This window comes from Hymenobacter antarcticus (assembly GCF_039539545.1).
GTDB lineage: Bacteria > Bacteroidota > Bacteroidia > Cytophagales > Hymenobacteraceae > Hymenobacter > Hymenobacter antarcticus.
In genome coordinates this window covers 23,118-39,985 of record NZ_BAABDI010000039.1, presented here as the reverse complement: position 1 = coordinate 39,985, position 16,868 = coordinate 23,118, and the positions used below count along the sequence as shown (strand labels likewise).

The following is a 16,868-nucleotide window of genomic DNA, read 5'->3' as shown; positions in this document are numbered from 1 at the left end:
CGCCAAATCACCCGCCCAGCCACGGCCAGCACCGACGCACTGGCCCGACAAGTGATGGCCTTACTGAACTGGCTTATTTCGCAAGTCGCTTGTTATCAAATACCTGGAAAAATGGCAGGGTAGAGTGCGCCGGCACCTTCCCCAATGCCACTCCGCGCGGCTACCAGGAAGTGGTGTTGCGCACGCCCTTCGCCTACCCCAATACGGCCACCCAAAACCTCGCCGTGCTGGTACTGCGCAAGGCCGGCAACGTGCAGGCCACCATCGGGCCGCGGGCGCGCTACCTCTACGGCATCACCACCAACCCCATCCGTATTGCCTGCCGCCGCTACACCGGTTCCGACCCCGTCACGAGCAACACTACGCTCACCGCTACTAATATTTCGCCCAATATCCGCCTTACGTTCGGTACGCCCTCGGCTACCAAAACGGGCGCGGGAACTGCCACCGCCCGGCTTTTCCCCTTGCCCGCCGCGGCCAGCACCACCCTCGATGCCCGTGGCTGGGCCGGTCCGCTCACTTATTTCATTACCGATGCGCTGGGCCGCGTGGTGCGGCCGGCCACGGCCTTGCCCTTAGCCGCCGATGGTCAATATCAGCTTGCGCTCAGCGGGTTGCCCACCGGCACTTACCACCTTCACCTGGCCGGAACAGCCCGCCGCGAGGTACTGAGCCTGGTGCGGGAGTAGCAGTAGCCCAAAAAAATCCACTCAAACCCACGTAAACGCGAAATCTGTGCGTATCTTTGCAGCGGCAAGTCAGAACGACCAGCTCCTGCTGAACTCCCCCAGGACCGGAAGGTAGCAAGGGTAGGTGGTCGTAGCGGTGCGATTTTGGCTTGCTTTTTTTTGCTCTTTCGTGTCGGCCCCGACGCTTCTCCGTTCCGCTTTTGGCGGGCAAATGAGTAGCTTTGGGGCCGATTCTTTTTTTATTAGCTGTTAACTGACAGCGGTTAGCCGATAGCTCTGAAGCGCGGCTCTACCCCGAACGAGTAGCTACCGGCTAATAGCTAATAGCTAACAGCTAAGCAGTCGTTCAAAAGTAAACGGGTTGTCAGTTGCTCGTTGTTAGTTGTCAGTCAGACGATTGCCATCCTGCTAACAACTGACAACTAATGACTAACAACTTAATAGCTAACGAATGAAATTTTTCATTGATACCGCCAACCTGGCCGAAATCCGCGAAGCCGTGGAATTGGGCGTCCTCGATGGCGTGACGACCAATCCTTCGCTGATGGCCAAGGAAGGCATCCGCGGCATCGACAGCGTGATGGCCCACTACCGCCAAATCTGCGAGCTGGTGGACGGCGACGTATCGGCCGAGGTTATTTCGACTGATTTCGACGGCATCATCCGCGAGGGCGAAGAGCTGGCCGAGCTGCACCCCAACATCGTGGTGAAAGTGCCCATGATTAAAGAAGGCGTGAAAGCCATCAAGTACTTCTCGGACAAGGGCATCAAGACCAACTGCACCCTGATTTTCACGGCCGGGCAGGCCCTGCTGGCTGCTAAGGCCGGCGCTACCTACGTGTCACCCTTCGTGGGCCGGCTGGACGATATTGGCCACGACGGCCTGCAGCTGGTAGAGCAAATCGTGCAGATTTTCAGCAACTACGGCTACCCCACTGAAGTACTGGCCGCGTCGGTGCGCCACGTCCCGCACCTCATTCAGTGCGCCGAGATTGGGGCCGATGTTGTGACCTGCCCGCTCAGCGTCATCACCGCGCTGCTCAACCATCCGCTCACGGACAAGGGCCTGGCTACGTTTCTGGCCGACCACAAGCGCGTTAATTCTTAAATTGAATTATAAATTTTGAATTATAAATTATAAATTACTCGCTCAAATTTCAAAGCCGATTGCGAATGAGTAATTTATAATTCAAAATTTATAATTTATAATTCAAAAGAAATGTACATCATCAAAGTAAAAGGGAAGGCTAAAATCCCCGACTACATTCAGCTGCGGGACGAAGCTTTTGTGCTCATCGCCTATTTCCGGGCCGACCGGCCGCTGAAAGACCTGCACCGCTACGGCCTCGAAGGCAAGGAAACGGAGCTGGCCGCCGTGATTTCGGGACTGGAATTCGGGAAGCTGCGGCCGCTCAATATTTAACTTTTTACGGTGGGCCTGTTGTTTAATTAGCACAATTCGGCAACTACCGTATTTCCATTCCTCACCGAAAAGGTGGCGTTATCCATGACTGAAAACGTTATTGAGCTGCACGACGCGACGATAATGCAGGAGCAGCAAGCCGTGCTTCAGGGCGTGTCGTTTGCGCTGGAAAAGGGTGCGTTTGCCTACCTGGTGGGCCGCACCGGCGCGGGCAAGTCGTCGCTGCTAAAAACCCTGTATGCTGACCTGCCGCTGCAAAGCGGCATGGGCACCGTGGCCGGCTATCCGTTGCCGAAGCTGGCGGCTAGTAAGGTGCCGTATCTGCGCCGCAAGCTGGGCATCGTGTTTCAGGACTTCCAGCTGCTGAGCGACCGCACAGTGGCCGAAAACCTGCTGTTCGTGCTCAACGCCACGGGCTGGAAGGGCAAATCGCAGAAGCAGCAGCGCATTTCTGATGTACTAGTACGCGTGGGCCTGAGCAGCGCCGCCAACCGCATGCCGCACCGCCTCTCGGGCGGCGAGCAGCAGCGCGTGGTCATCGCCCGCGCCATGCTGAATGAGCCCGTGCTATTGCTCGCTGATGAGCCCACCGGCAACCTCGACCCCGATGTTTCGGCCAGCATCATGCAGCTATTTGGCGAGATAAATAATTCGGGTACCGCTATTTTGATGGCGACGCATAATTTTCAATTGATTGAGAAATACCCGCACCGCGTGCTGACGTGTAAGGAGGGCGAATTGCTGGATTCGGCGCGGCCTCGGTAATTCATACGCCCTGCTTGGGTAGTCATTCAAAAATACACGGGTTGTCATTTGCTCGTTGTTAGTTGTCAGTCAGACGATTGCCATCCTACAAACAACTGACAACTAATGACTAACAGCTTAATTGTTAATTTCTACTTGTTGATTGACAATTAGTATGGCTGCTGGGTTATCTATTTTAATTCCGGTTTTCAATTGGGATGTTCGCGAATTAACTAATTCGCTGGCCGCACAATTAGGTGACTGGCCTGGGCCAACCGAAATTATTTTGCTCGACGATGGCTCGCAGAAGGACGTGCGGGCGCTGAACCGGCGGCTGGCTGCGCACCCGAAGGTTCAGTACCAGGAATTACTCCGCAACGTGGGCCGGGCCGCCATCCGCAACCAGCTGGCCGCCGCCGCGCGGCACGAGTGGCTGCTGCTGCTGGATAACGACAGCCTGCTCCCCGATACCCAGTTTCTGGCCCGCTACGCCGCCGCCCGCGACCGCGCCGCCGTGCTCATCGGTGGCACCTGCTACGAAGCGGCTCCGCCCAGCGACCCCCAACTATTGCTCCGCTGGCTTTATGGCCAGGCGCGGGAAGCCCGCCCCGCCGCCGTGCGCCAGGCCGCGCCCTACGGCCAGCTCACCATTAATAATGCCCTGATTCGGGCCGACATTTTCCGACGATTCCCGCTCGATGAGCGGCTGACCAGCTACGGCCACGAGGACACAAAATTTGGCCTGGAGCTGGCCGCCGCGCATATTTCCGTGCTGCATCTGGCCAATCCCGTGCGGCACGCCGGGCTGGAACCAGCCGCCGTATTCCTGCAAAAAAGCGAACAGGCGGTGCGCAATCTGGCGCGGGTGTACCGCGAAGACGGCCTCGGCACCGATTCGCGGCTGCTGCAAACAGTATTGCGCCTGCGCCGCCTGGGCCTGGCTCCGGCGGCCCGCGCCGTGCTCGGCACGGCCGCACCGACGTTGCGCCGCCAGCTGCTCTCGACTAATCCGCGCCTGGCCCTGCTCGACCTGCTGAAACTATCGTGGCTGCTGCGGGAGCTGGCCTGAGTTTGGCCAGTATCTTTGGCGAACGTCTTTTTTCGGCCTTGTTTTGATTCTTCCCGCCCCGCCCTCCCCTATTCTTTTGCTCGATTTGGCGGCCGAACACGCGGCCCTGCAACCGGCGCTCGACGAGGCCATGCACGCAGTGCTGACTTCGGCGGCTTTCATCCAGGGGCCGGCCGTGGGGCAGTTTGCCACGGAGTTGGGCGAGTACCTGGGCGGAACCCGCGTTATCCCCTGCGCCAACGGCACCGATGCCCTCACGCTGGCGCTCATGAGCCTGAACCTGCCGGCCGGGGCCGAAATCATCATCCCCGCCTTCACCTACGTGGCCACGCTGGAGGCCGCCGCCCTGCTGGGCCTGAAACCCGTGTTGGTAGACGTGCGACCCGACACTTTCAACATCGACCCCGCCGCCGTGGAAGCAGCCCTCACGCCGCGCACGGGCGCAATTGTGGCGGTGCATTTATTCGGGCAGTGCGCCGATTTAGAGGCTTTACGCCAGATTTCCACCCGCCACGGCGTGGCGCTTATTGAAGACAACGCCCAGGCCATTGGGGCTACTTTTCAGTTCGAGAACGGTGAAACGACCTATGCCGGCGCGGTGGGCGAAATCGGCACCACGTCCTTTTTCCCCTCCAAAAACCTCGGGGGCCTGGGCGATGGTGGGGCGCTGCTCACCCGCGACGCGGACCGCGCCGCCCTGCTGCACCAGCTCGCCAACCACGGCCAGAGTCGGAAATACCACCATCAGCATATCGGCCTCAATTCCCGCCTCGACACCTTGCAAGCCGCCCTGCTGCGGGTGAAGCTGCGGCAGCTGCCCGCCAACACGGCGGCCCGCCAGGCCGTGGCCGCCCGCTACGATGCCGCACTGGCCGGCGTGCCCGGCCTGACTATTCCGGCCCGTGACCCGCGCAGCAGCCACGTTTTTCATCAATACACCATTCAGTTAGATGAGGCCGGCCGCCGCGATAGGCTCCAGCATTTTCTCAAAAGCTGCGGGGTGCCGACGATGATTTACTACCCGTTGCCGGTGCATGCGCAAGCGGCTTATGCCTACCTGGGCTACCGGGCGGGACAGTTTCCGGTGGCCGAGCGGCTGTGCGGAGCCGTGCTCTCGCTGCCCATTCATCCGCTTCTAACAGCCGGGCAAGTGGGGTATATTACCGAGTTACTGAAGCAATTTTAATAGTTACTATTACTTTTTCGCACAGAGTTAAAAGGAGGGAAAGGAGTTTCACAGAGGTTTGAATTTCTGGTCTGTGAAACTCCTTTCCCTCCTCTTAACGCTGTGCGAAATTTTATCAAAACCGCGCTACGATGCAAACCTCTCCCGTCCGCTTCGCCATTTGCGGCGTGGGCCACATTGGCCGCCGCCACGCGGCCCTGGTTTCGCGCCACGAGGGCGCCACTCTGGCGGCCCTGATTGACACCCGCGCCGACCTGCAAGCCGGCCTCGCCGCCGAATTCCCGGGCGTTCCATTCTTCACCTCCCTCGCAGAATACCTCGTCAGCGGCCCCGCCGCCGACGTGCTCACCGTGGCCACGCCCAACGGCTGCCACGCCCCGCAGGCGGTGGCCGGCCTGCGCCACGGCCTGCACGTCGTCATCGAAAAGCCCATTGCCCTCACCAAGGCCGATGCCGAAACCATCGTGCACACGGCCCTGCAAACGGGCCGGCTGGTGTTTGGGGTGATGCAGAACCGCTACTCGCCCCCCGCCGCCTGGCTGAAGCAGGTGGTGGACGAGGGCCGCCTGGGCCAGGTGTTTCTGGTGCAGCTCAACTGCTTCTGGAACCGCGATGCCCGCTACTACCGGCCCGGCGGCTGGAAGGGCACCCAGGCCCTCGACGGCGGCACGCTCTTCACCCAGTTCAGCCATTTCGTCGATTTACTATATTGGGTATTCGGCGATATCACCAACCTTTCGGCCCGGTTCCGGGACTTCACCCACACCGACCTCACCGAGTTTGAGGACAGCGGCCTCGTCACCTTCGACCTGCTGCGCGGCGGCAGCGGCACCCTCAGCTACAGCACCGCCGTGTGGGACCGCAACCTCGAAAGCAGCCTCACCGTGGTGGCCGAGCGCGGTAGCCTGCGCATCGCCGGTCAGTACATGGACAAGGTGGAATACTGCCACCTCGAAGACTACCAGATGCCGGAATTAGCGCCCACCAGCCCCGCCAACGACTACGGCCTCTTCCAGGGCTCGGCCGCCAACCACGTTCAGGTCATCGAAAACGTAGTGGACACCGTGCAGCGCCGCAGCCAGGCCACCACCAATGCGCTGGAAGGCCTGAAAGTGGTGGAGATAATTGAGCGGATTTACGCGCTGCGGTAATTACTATTGTTTGGGAAGCTTGGCGGCAAAGGCAGCATCGAAGTCGCGGAAATAGCCGCAGTTTTTCACCAGCTTGGCATAATCGAGTTTGGCTGCTATTTCGGCGCTGTCGTTTTCGTGATACTGGCGGGCGGCTTTAGGCTTGTCGGTGGCCGACATCAGCTTTTGTTTGGGCTTCTCCACCATTGTGGGGTCACCCTTCACGCTATAGCTCACCCGATACTGTCGGTTGAAGGCATCAATATCGGCCAGTATCAGCGCTTCAAATTGATAGACGTGCAGCAGAAATAATGCTTCCTCGCCCACAATTTGCTTGATTTTTGCGAATTCCGCCTGACGCTGCTGCCACTTGGTCGTGCTGGAAGCCAGCGCATCAAGGTCGCGGATATAGATGACTAATGCTGGCTGTTTCGCAGCGAATTCCGTTTGCAAAACGCGCAGCATTTTGGGGTTGCTCAACTGGTCGCCGGTGCGGTGTTTGCCCAGGTAGGTGAACGCGAAGCGCCCCTCGTACCGCTGCTTTAGCAAGGCAACCAAGGCGTTGCTATCATTCGGATTTTCGCCAATCAGCCCAATGCTGAATACTCGCTTCTGCTTAGCCATAAACACTAAGCGGCTACTTATTTTCCTCCAGGCTGCCGTAGCGCCAATAGTCACTCAGGAATCCAACCTCCTTCATGTACTTCTTCGCCGTCGCAATCTGCGCCTTTTTCAGCTTGCGAAACTGCGTGCCCTTTTTCTCGTCCAGCTCGCAGATGGTGATGCGGTCCAACTCATCTTCATTCAGCATATCCAGCACCTGGGGCGAGTGCGTGGTAATGATGATTTGATGCTTCTCGGATTGCTCGCGGAGAAATAGCAGAAGCTTGTGGAGTTGGTCCGGATGAATGCCTAATTCGGGTTCTTCGAGGAGAAATATTCTGTCCGTTCTATGTATAACTGGTGAAGTTCCGATATCACCGATGCCACTATATCTATCGATAGTAGTCAATTCAGAAATAATATAGAACATCCTTTGGGTTCCGCTTGATAAATCAGAGAATGCAAACCAATCACCATTGACCTTGAATTCGATATTAAACCCTTTTATAAGAACTTCATCTTTTCTATCATAGTAAAATTTAGTGTCTCCTACTTTGACTGCTTCAATCGGAGTATATTGTTGTAAAAAAACCTCTATAGGTTTCAAATGCACTTCAGCTGCTTCGGACAGCATCCTTTCTAACACCTCAACTGAAAATCTCTTATCACCAGCAAAATGGTAAGTCGTTGAAACGTCGAAAAAAAAGCTGTTAATTATTGCTTGAGGGAATCTTTCAAGTGCATCATTGGATTCGAAATAACTACCAATTTTTAGGTTAATAGGAATATCAACAAGGTTATATTTAGCTGGTACGCCATGCCCAATAAGTATAGCTTGACAAGATAAATTATCTAAAGAAGAAAAAGCTTGATTATTAATCAATGCATCAAACAAGTGCTCACCTTCACCGAATATGCCAGCTGTTTTGGTCACTACCTTTTGTTGAACAAAATTGACACTTCCCATTCCAAGGCGCGGTTCCGTTTGCTTTTTATTAAATGTAATTTCTACTTCTTGTCTACCGGATAGTGTAAAAGTAGCCTCAACACCTAAATGCTTGCTATTCCCTCTGGTAGTATCAATAGCATTGCTGATAACCCGCACGAAATTCGTCTTACCCGACCCATTGGCCCCAATTATAATATTCAGCCCCGGCTTAAATTCCACCTTGGCATCCCGGATAGAGCGAAAACCCTTGATATGCGCCCGCTGTAAATAATACGGCTGCGCTGAAACTTCAGCAGCTTCGGTTGCGGGGGGAGTGGGCTTTTTCTTCGCCATGACGAAATGCGGGAACTTTGCGGGTGAGAGTGCGAAGGTAAACAGCCAACGGGCGGGACCAGTGTACCCCTCAAAAAAGCGCCGGAACCCCACGGCCCCGGCGCTTCTTCAGCTACTCCAGTTTCTGTCGCTAACGCCCCTACTTCTTCTCGTCCTCGAAGTTCTGGACGGCGTAGGCCACGCCGATGGTGAGGCCCTGGGAGTATTGCACGCCGCGGTCCTGGTCATAGTCGTAGAGGCCGATGGCGGTGAGGCCAACGTTGACGTATTTGCCCACTTTGGCGGTGAGGGCGAGGTCGAGGCGGTGGTCGATTTCCTGGGGCGTGAGGTTGCGGTAGTTGGCAAAGAGGACGTAGCGGGCCTTGAGGTTGACGGTGGGGCTGAGGTTTTTGTCGAAATCGGCCAGCACCTGGGCGGCCAGCACCTCGAAGCGGGTGCTGTGGCCGGGGTTCACGCCGTAGGGCGTGTCGCCGAGGGCGGCCACGAAGCGGTTGGCGCGGTTCACGACGGTGAGGCGCGGGGCAAAGGGCGCGAGGCGCAGCTTGAAGTAGGGCACGGGGTGGTACTCGAAGCCGTAGGCGGCGGTGATGAAGGCGGGGGCGAAGAAGTCGGACACCTGCCGGGCCCGGTCGAGGCCGGCGGCATCGGTGTCGTACTTGTAGCCGGGGGCAAACTGGGTGAGCAGGTTCAGCGACACGAACATGTCCCAATCGGTGCTGATGGCCCGGCCGTACTTGGTGTCGATAAACAGCCGGTCCTGGCCTTTGCGGTAGCCCAGGCCCTTGGTTTGGGAGAAGGCGAAGAGGAAATCGGCCTCGTTATCAAAGCTATGCGCGCCGAGCTTGCGGTTGGCGCGGGCATTGGCCAGGGCGTTGAAGCCGATGGTACTCACGCCCCCGCCGCGCCAGTTGCTGCTGAGCAAGGATTCGTTCAGCCCCAGGCCGGTTTTGAGGGTTTTGCGCCACAGCGGGGCGGGAGCGGGCGCAGGCGCGGGAGCCGGGACGGGCAGCGTTTGAGCAGGAGCCGCGAAGGCCAGGCTACCGGCAGCCAGCAGCAGAACGTAGAATGGACGCATGGACGAGGGAAAGGGGTGAGACAGGCCGGTAGCGGCGGTGGCCGAACGTAGCGGCTCAGACGCTGCTGGCGCACCGAGGGCGCGTTCGGATGAAAATAAACGGGATACGCCCCCGGCCAGGCCAGGGTTTTTCGCTTCCCGTACCGGGCCACCCAGCCCTGACAGGGCGCAGGTCGGCGATAAAAAGCAGGATTATCTAATTAATAACAGAAGCTGAATATTCTTTTATTTCACTAAATTGCTTAAGTCGTTGACACCGATGTCCGAGCGCCCGGGCCATCCCGGAGCTCAAGTTGTGCTAGCCATCTCTCATCTTCCTACTGCTATGGGAATATACCAACTCATTTATCAGAGCCAGTCGCTGGTGCCCTTCGAAAAGGAGGAAATAGTGGCCATGCTGGCCGTCTGCCGTGCTTACAACACGGCCCACCACATCACGGGCCTGCTGCTGTACACGCCCGATGGCCGCTTCCTGCAAGTGCTGGAAGGCGAAGAAAGCGCCGTGCGCGGCCTGTATCTGAACAGGGTTATAACTGACCCGCGCCACTTCAACAGCCGCGTCTACAGCGAAGGACCGGCCCTGAAGCGCAGCTTCCCCAACTGGCCGCTGGGCTTCCGCGAAGCTTCCGCCAGCGTGCTGCGCACCCTGCTCAGCAACGTACCGCCCGACCGGCCCGGCCTGCTGGTGCCGCGCCCCCACACCCGCCCCGAGCTGATGAAGCTGCTGAAGGAGTTTCTGGCTCATACTGAAGTAGACGCTACCCTGCCCGACCCCTGGCCGGCCGATGCCCGGCCCGTCGGCGTGTATTGAGCGGGGCCGGGCCGGTATCTTTACCCCAATGCCTGCCCTGCCCACTTCCTACCCCGTTGCGGGGGCCGCCGCGCCGCTGGCCGCCCCGCTTTCGTTTCTGGCCACCACCGCCCGCGCGCTGCTGGACCGCTACGGCTCCGGCCCGCTCGATGAGCTGTCCGATATCATCGTGGTGGTGCCCACGCGCCGCGCCGTGGTCTACCTCAAAAACGAGCTGGCCCTGGCCCTGCCGCTGGGCGCGCCGCTGTGGGCCCCGCGCGTGGCCGCCATGGAAGACTACATGATGGAGCTGGCCGGGGTGCAGGTCGAAGAACCCATCGCGCTGCAATTGCTGCTGTTCGATATTCTAAAAAAGATTGATACCGGGCTGGATTTCGACAAGTTCGTGGGCTGGGCCGGGCTGCTGCTGAACGATTTTTCGACCCTCGACCAGAACCTCGCCCCCACCCACAAGGTGTTCGAATACCTGAGCCAGGCCAAGGCCCTGGAGCGCTGGAAGCTGGACGAATTGCCCGAAAAAAGCAAGGCCGCCGCGCACTCTTTCAGCTTCTGGGACCAGCTGGAGCGGGTGTATCACCAGCTGCAAGCCCGCATGCTGGCCCAGCACCTGGCCTACCCCGGCCTGGCCTATCGCCGCGCCGTAGAGCAGCTGGAGCAGCGCCTGCTGGACCCCGCCCAGCCCGCGCCCGCCCAGCACGTATTCGTGGGGTTGGGCAATTTATCAAAGTCGGAAGAGCAGCTGATTCGCTTGCTGATGAAGGCCGGGCGGGCCGAAGTCCGCTTCGATGCCGACCCGTTTTACCTCGAAAAAGACTCGCCCAACCGCGCCGGCCAGCACCTGCGCCGCTACTTCGAGAACTGGAACCTGCCGCTCGACAGCTTCGGCGGCGGTGTGGAGTGGCTGCGCGGCCAGCCCCACCACATTCGCTACCTGGGCGTGGCCAACCCCAGCATGCAGGGCAAGCTGGCCGGCCAGCTGCTGGCCGAAGCCCGCCGCCAATACCCCGACGCCTCGGTGGCCGTGGTGCTGCCCGACGAAACCCTGCTGCTGCCCGTGCTGCACGGCCTGCCGCCCAACGAGGTGCCCGACTACAACGTGACCATGGGCCTGAGCTTCCAGGCTACACCGCTGTTCAACCTGGTCGATTTGCTGTTTGAGGTCCACCTAACCGGCATCCGGGAGGGCAGCGCCGAAACGGGTTTCGGGGTGCCCCGCTACCACCACCTGGCCGTGAGCAAGCTGCTGAGCCACCCGTTTCTGCGCCGCTACCAGCACTGGCAGGATACCCAGGCCGACCAACCCCAGTACCACGGCCTGCTCGACCAGATTTGCCGCGAAATCGTGCGCCTCAACGCCGTGCTGCTGCCCGCCGAGGAGCTGCTGAAGCTGGGCGCGCACCACCCGCTCATCGGGGCCCTGTTCAAAACCTGGGACAACTGCGACGACATCATCGCGGCCTGCTACACCATCATCGACCTGCTGCGGCAGGTATACGCCGCCGAAGTGGCCGATACCGACCGCGAAGCCAGCCTCGGGGCCGAGTACCTGTACCTGTTCTACACGCTGGTGAAGCAGCTCGACTCGGCCTTCGACTGCCGCGAGCAGCGGCTGTCGGTGCGCTCGTTCCGGCGGTTTCTGTACGAGCAGATGGCCCGCACCCGTCTGCCTTTTTCGGGCGAGCCGCTGGCCGAGGTGCAGGTGATGGGCCTGCTCGAAACCCGGGCTCTGGATTTCGACCACGTTATTATCCTGAGCTGCAACGAGGGCGTGCTGCCCGCACCCAAAAAGCAGCAGTCGCTGTTTCCGTTCGACGTGCTCGCGGAGTTCAAGCTCCCGACTTATGCCGATGCCGAAGCCATCACGGCCTACAACTTCTGGCGCTTGCTGCAACGCGCCCAGCGCGTAGACCTGGTGCACGTGCTGCCCGGAGCCGAGGGCATGAAGAGCGGCGAGCGCAGCCGCTTCCTGCTGCAATTACAAAACGACCTGCTGCCCCAAAACCCGCAGCTCACGCTGGAAGATTTGACAGTCGGCGTGAGGGAGTTGGGAGTTAAGAGTTCGGAGTTAAGAGTTAAGAGTGAAGAGTTAAGAGTTGAATCAGGAGCATCTGTTGATTTAACTCTTAACTCTTCACTCTTAACTCCTAACTCCTCCCAAGGAGACCTCGTGCTGGAGAAAGACCCCGAAATGCTGGCCGCCCTACGCGGCGTGCTGGAGCGCAATATTTCGCCCTCGCGCCTCAATGATTTTCTGGCCTGCTCGCTGCGCTTTTACTTCTCGAAAGTGGCCCGCTTCCACGAGAACGAGGCGGTGGAAGAAACCCTGGAAGCCAGCAGCTTCGGCACCATGATACACGAGGCGCTGGAAAACCTGATGCGGCCCTTCCAGCAGGAAGCCCGCCAGATTACGGCCGACGACATCCCCGAGTTGGTGCGGCTGGCCCCGGCCGAGGTGCAGAAGGTCCTGCGCCAGGAAGAAACCGAAAAGCACGCCCGCGCCGACGAAGGCCTCAACCACGTGTACGGCCAGGTGGCCACCCGCCTGGTGGTGCGCCTGTTGGAAAGCATGGCCGAGCAGCCCGGCATCCTGCCCCTGCGCCTGTTTGGGCTGGAAGCCGAGCTGGCCGCCACCGTGTTCGTGGACGTGCCCGGCCAGCCCGAGCGCCTCGCCGTGCGCCTGTCCGGCTACGCCGACCGCGTGGACCAGCTGCCCGACGGCCGCCTGCGCGTGGTCGACTACAAGTCGGGCCTCGTGAAGCGTAACGACCTACAGCTGCGCGGCTACAAAGACCGCCTCAGCCCCGCCGAAGCCGTGGAGCGCCTGCTCACCGAGCCGTCGTCGAGCGCCGACAAGGTGCGCCAGCTCTGGCTCTACCGCCTCATGCTGGCCCATACCGCCAAGCGCGAAACCGCCGAAACCGCCATTCTCTCCCTGCGCAACCTCGACGAAGGCCTGCTCTCCGCCGATTTAAGCTTCCTCACCGAAAGCGGCGAAGACTTCGTGGCCGTTTCCGAAGAACTGGTGCGTAAAATTGTGCTCCGAATGCTGGACCCCGCCGAGCCCATTCGCAAAACCGACGACTTTACCAAGTGCGAGTACTGCCCTTACAAAGGCATCTGCGCACGCTAAAAAACTCCCCATGACTGACCAGCCCAAGAAAGACGAATTCATGCAGGCCGCCATCGACGAAGCCCGCCTGGGCCGGTCCCAAGGCGGTATTCCCATCGGCTCGGTGCTGGTGCGCGACGGCAAAATCGTGGGCCAGGGCCACAACAAGCGCGTGCAGGAAGACTCCGCCATCAAGCACGGCGAAATGGACTGCCTCACCAACGCCGGCCGCCAGCGCAGCTACCGCGACACCGTTATCTACACCACGCTCATGCCGTGCTACATGTGCGCCGGCACCATCGTGCAGTTCAAAATACCCAAGGTGATGGTGGGCGAGTCGCGCACCTTCGGCGAGTCGCGCGCTTTTCTGGAAAGCCACGGCGTGGAAGTAGTCGACCTCGACTTGCAGGAGTGCGTCGACATGATGGATGAGTTCATCGCGGCCGAGCCCACGCTCTGGAACGAGGACATTATGGAATTGTAAGTCGCAGGCAACCAAACCCACCGTTGCCGCGATTTTACTAAAAAGCCTGCGAAAGCCGCGCTTTTTTTGCGTCAGCTACATCTGCCGGCCCGGCTTTTGCGTTGCTGATTAAGCGTTAACCTCCCGTTGCTGCCCATGCCCCACCACGCCGTTCACCGCCTGTTGCGCCCGCTGCTGGTTTGGCGGGCGCGCCACATCAGCGAACGGATGTACATGCTCCTGCTGAGCGTGCTGGTGGGGGCCGGCGCGGGCCTGGCGGCCGTCGTGCTGAAAATTTCCGTGCGCTGGGGCCAGGAAATGCTGCAAATGGGCATTGACGAGCCCAAGCGGGTGTTTGCCCTTTCGGTGTACCCGGTTATCGGCATCACGCTCACGGCCTTATTCACCAAGCTTTTTTTGGGCGGGCAGCTGGGCCGGGGCATCGGGCCCATCATCTACAACACGGCCCGCGAGGGCAGCGTGGTGCCGCGCTCCAAGCTCTACTCGCAGCTGATTACGGCGTTTCTCACGGTCACGTTCGGCGGCTCGGCCGGTACCGAGGCCCCGATTTCGGTGACGGGCGCGGCGCTGGGCTCCAACGCGGGCCGGGTGCTGCACCTGGACCGGCGGCGGCGGCGGCTGCTCACGGGCTGCGGCGCGGCGGCCGGCGTGGCCGCCATCTTCAACTCGCCCATCGCGGGCGTACTGTTCGCGGTTGAGACGATTTTGCTGGAGCTGCCCGCGCAGTATTTTATCCCGCTGCTTATTTCCTCGGCCACGGCCACGGTGATATCCAAGGCCCTGTACGCGGGCCAGCCGTTCGTGCTCATCACCACCAGCTGGCCTGTCAATGCGGTGCCGTTTTACGTGCTGCTGGGCCTTTTCACAGCCTTTTTCTCGGTGTATATGATTCGGACCTACCATTGGTTCGAGCATTTCTTCGAGCGCTGGCCGGGCCTGAACTGGCGCAAGGTGCTGCTGGGCGGCACCATGCTGGGCGGCCTCATTTTTCTGTTTCCCACGCTTTATGGCGAGGGCTACAACACAGTAGAATTGCTACTGAGCGGCCACGCCGAACGCATCACCGATGGCAGCATTTTCTCCGTTTATCAGGACAACAACCCCTGGCTGCTGCTGGTACTGGTGCTGTTTAGCCTCATGCTCAAGGTAGTGGCCACCAGCATCACGGTGGGCGCGGGCGGCAATGGCGGCATGTTCGGCTCGTCGCTGTTTGCGGGGGCGCTAGCGGGCTTTTTCTTCGCCCGGCTCATCAACCTGAGCGGGCTGGTCCACATCCCCGAAATTCATTTTGTGGTGCTGGGCATGGCCGGCACGCTGGCGGGCGTCATTCACGCGCCGCTCACGGCCATCTTCCTCATCGCGGAAATCACGGGCGGCTACGCCCTGTTTGTACCGCTGATGGTGGTGAGCAGCTCTTCCTATCTCATTACCAAGTATTTCGAACCCTACTCCGTGTACACCCGCAAGCTCACAGCCCGGGGTGTGGACGTGTACGCCAACCGCGACCGCGGCCTATTGGCCCAGCTCGACCCGCGCAAGCTGCTCGATACCGGCTTCATCCCGGTACGGCCCAACACGACGCTCGGCGAGCTGGTCGACATTTTCCGGCATGCCTCGCGCAACCTGTTTCCGGTGGTGGCGGCCGGGGGCCGGCTGCTGGGCGTGGTCAGCCTCGACTCGGTGCGCGACGCCCTGTTCGACGATGCCCACTACGGCACCACCATGGTGCGCGAGCTGATGAAGCCCGCCCCCGCCGTAGTCGGCCCCAACGACGACCTCGAGCACACCCTGGCGCTCCTCGACCGGCACGGCGTGTGGGCCCTGCCCGTGTGCGAGGAAGATGGCCGCTACCTCGGCTTCATCCTCAAGTCGGCCATTCTCACCCGCTACCGCCGCCAGCTGATTGAGGAAAGTGAAGCTTGACGCTGCGCTTATTGAGGAATAAAAATACTACGTCAGGCAGTCAGGCTAGTTAGCTTTGATAGCTGATTCATCACTTTTAATTCTTCATTCCTCATTCTTCATTCCTCATTACAACCAAGCGTAGCGATAATAGGCGGCGGGCCGGCCGGCTTGTTGGCAGCCCAGCGCCTGGCCGAGGCCGGGCTGCGGGTGCAGCTGTTCGAGGCCCAGGCTACGCTGGGGCGCAAGTTTCTGGTGGCCGGCCACGGCGGTTTCAACCTGAGCAATGTGGAAGAGCTGAGTCGCTTCGCCAGTCGCTACGGAGCTGAAGAAAGCCGTTTCGAGCAGCTGCTGGGGCATTTCTCGCCGCTCGATTTGCGGGCCTGGGCCGCCGACCTGGGCATTGAGACTTTTGTGGGCACGAGCGGGCGCATCTTCCCGGTAGCGGCGCACAAGCCCGCCGACCTACTGCGGGCCTGGCTGCGGCGGCTACAGGCGCTAGGCGTTGAAATCAATACCCGCCACCGCTGGCTGGGCTTTACGGGCCCCACCGGCCTGCGCCTGCGCAACGACAACCCGGGGCCCGACGCCGGCCGGGAGTTTGTGCTGGAGCCGGCCGCCACGGTGCTCGCCCTGGGCGGAGCCAGCTGGGCCAAAACCGGTTCCGATGGTGCCTGGGTGCCACTGCTACAGGAGATTGGCGTGCCCCTCACACCATTCGCCCCGGCCAACTGCGGCGCGGAAGTGGGCTGGTCGGCATTCTTCCGGCAGAAGATTGGCCGCACCCCGCTCAAAAACATGGCCCTGCGCGTGAGTGATGGGCCCGAAGTGCGCGGTGAAATCATGCTCACCGAGTATGGCGTGGAAGGCACACCGGTATACGCCCTCACGCCCCGGCTGCGGGCGGCGCTGGCCGGCGGCGGCCCCGCCCTGCTGCACCTCAACCTCAAGCCCGACCTGCCGGAGGCCACACTTATACACAAGCTCAGCCAACCCCGGGGGAAGGCCTCCTTCTCCGACTTCCTCAAGAAAAATCTCAGCCTGAGCCCCGCCGTGCCCACGCTGCTGCGCGAGGCTTACCCTGAAGCGGCCACGCTGCCCCCGGCTGCGCTGGCGGCCCTGCTGCGCGCCGTGCCGCTGCCCGTTGCCGGCCTGCGACCGCTCGATGAGGCCATTTCCACGGCGGGCGGCGTAGCCTTCCCGGCCCTTGATGAGTACCTGATGCTTCGGCAGCGGCCCGGCACTTTCGTAGCGGGCGAAATGCTGGATTGGGAGGCTCCCACGGGCGGCTACCTGCTGCAAGGCTGTTTCAGCACCGGGGCGTGGGCGGCGCGGGGCGTGCTGAATTTCGTGCGGTAGCG

Annotated in this window: 15 protein-coding genes and 1 other RNA gene; 13 read left to right on the top strand and 3 right to left on the bottom strand. The window is 60.4% G+C overall.

The window, feature by feature from the left end; all coding sequences use genetic code 11:
* The 8 genes from ABD819_RS19545 to ABD819_RS19510 all read left to right on the top strand — a co-directional run.
* Positions 1–689 (top strand): hypothetical protein (locus ABD819_RS19545; protein WP_345127117.1); only part of this gene is annotated, 689 nt, incomplete at its 5' end.
* Positions 690–750: 61 nt separating this feature from the next.
* Positions 751–848, top strand: an RNA gene (gene ffs / locus ABD819_RS19540) — signal recognition particle sRNA small type.
* A gap of 292 nt (positions 849–1,140) precedes the next feature.
* Positions 1,141–1,797, top strand: a complete 657-nt coding sequence (gene fsa / locus ABD819_RS19535; protein ID WP_345127116.1) for a fructose-6-phosphate aldolase — start codon at positions 1,141–1,143, stop codon at positions 1,795–1,797.
* A 111-nt stretch (positions 1,798–1,908) separates the two neighbouring features.
* The gene (locus ABD819_RS19530) at positions 1,909–2,112 is read left to right on the top strand and encodes a fructose-6-phosphate aldolase (RefSeq protein ID WP_345127115.1); all 204 of its coding nucleotides are present in this window, start codon (positions 1,909–1,911) and stop codon (positions 2,110–2,112) included.
* 84 nt (positions 2,113–2,196) lie between these two features.
* Positions 2,197–2,877: a cell division ATP-binding protein FtsE gene (locus ABD819_RS19525; RefSeq protein WP_345127114.1), complete on the top strand. Its 681-nt coding sequence runs from the start codon at positions 2,197–2,199 to the stop codon at positions 2,875–2,877.
* A 154-nt stretch (positions 2,878–3,031) separates the two neighbouring features.
* Positions 3,032–3,925 carry a glycosyltransferase family 2 protein gene (locus ABD819_RS19520; RefSeq protein ID WP_345127113.1) on the top strand — a complete coding sequence of 298 codons (894 nt, stop codon included), beginning with the start codon at positions 3,032–3,034 and terminating at the stop codon, positions 3,923–3,925.
* A 43-nt stretch (positions 3,926–3,968) separates the two neighbouring features.
* A complete protein-coding gene (locus ABD819_RS19515; protein WP_345127112.1) occupies positions 3,969–5,111 on the top strand; it encodes a DegT/DnrJ/EryC1/StrS family aminotransferase in 1,143 nt (380 codons plus the stop codon).
* 131 nt (positions 5,112–5,242) lie between these two features.
* Positions 5,243–6,262, top strand: coding sequence for a Gfo/Idh/MocA family protein (locus ABD819_RS19510; protein WP_345127111.1), 1,020 nt, complete (start codon positions 5,243–5,245; stop codon positions 6,260–6,262).
* 3 nt (positions 6,263–6,265) lie between these two features.
* On the opposite strand, the gene ABD819_RS19505 is transcribed toward ABD819_RS19510, so the two are convergent.
* The 3 genes from ABD819_RS19505 to ABD819_RS19495 all read right to left on the bottom strand — a co-directional run bounded on the left by ABD819_RS19505 (position 6,266) and on the right by ABD819_RS19495 (position 9,201).
* A complete protein-coding gene (locus ABD819_RS19505) occupies positions 6,266–6,865 on the bottom strand; it encodes a DUF4276 family protein (RefSeq protein WP_345127110.1) in 600 nt (199 codons plus the stop codon).
* A gap of 13 nt (positions 6,866–6,878) precedes the next feature.
* Positions 6,879–8,126 (bottom strand): AAA family ATPase, encoded by a 1,248-nt coding sequence (locus ABD819_RS19500; RefSeq protein WP_345127109.1) that lies wholly within the window; start codon positions 8,124–8,126, stop codon positions 6,879–6,881.
* A gap of 139 nt (positions 8,127–8,265) precedes the next feature.
* On the bottom strand, positions 8,266–9,201 hold the full coding sequence (locus tag ABD819_RS19495) for a DUF3078 domain-containing protein (protein ID WP_345127108.1): 936 nt from the start codon (positions 9,199–9,201) through the stop codon (positions 8,266–8,268).
* A 325-nt stretch (positions 9,202–9,526) separates the two neighbouring features.
* Between ABD819_RS19495 and ABD819_RS19490 the strand changes: the two genes are divergently transcribed.
* From ABD819_RS19490 to ABD819_RS19470, 5 genes are all read left to right on the top strand, one after another.
* Positions 9,527–10,012, top strand: coding sequence for a BLUF domain-containing protein (locus ABD819_RS19490; protein WP_345127107.1), 486 nt, complete (start codon positions 9,527–9,529; stop codon positions 10,010–10,012).
* Positions 10,013–10,040: 28 nt separating this feature from the next.
* Positions 10,041–13,142, top strand: a complete 3,102-nt coding sequence (locus ABD819_RS19485; RefSeq protein ID WP_345127106.1) for a PD-(D/E)XK nuclease family protein — start codon at positions 10,041–10,043, stop codon at positions 13,140–13,142.
* A gap of 10 nt (positions 13,143–13,152) precedes the next feature.
* Positions 13,153–13,605 (top strand): nucleoside deaminase, encoded by a 453-nt coding sequence (locus ABD819_RS19480; RefSeq protein WP_345127105.1) that lies wholly within the window; start codon positions 13,153–13,155, stop codon positions 13,603–13,605.
* Positions 13,606–13,740: 135 nt separating this feature from the next.
* Positions 13,741–15,528: a chloride channel protein gene (locus ABD819_RS19475; RefSeq protein ID WP_345127104.1), complete on the top strand. Its 1,788-nt coding sequence runs from the start codon at positions 13,741–13,743 to the stop codon at positions 15,526–15,528.
* Positions 15,529–15,597: 69 nt separating this feature from the next.
* Positions 15,598–16,866 (top strand): TIGR03862 family flavoprotein, encoded by a 1,269-nt coding sequence (locus ABD819_RS19470; RefSeq protein ID WP_345127118.1) that lies wholly within the window; start codon positions 15,598–15,600, stop codon positions 16,864–16,866.
* Positions 16,867–16,868: the final 2 nt, after the last annotated feature.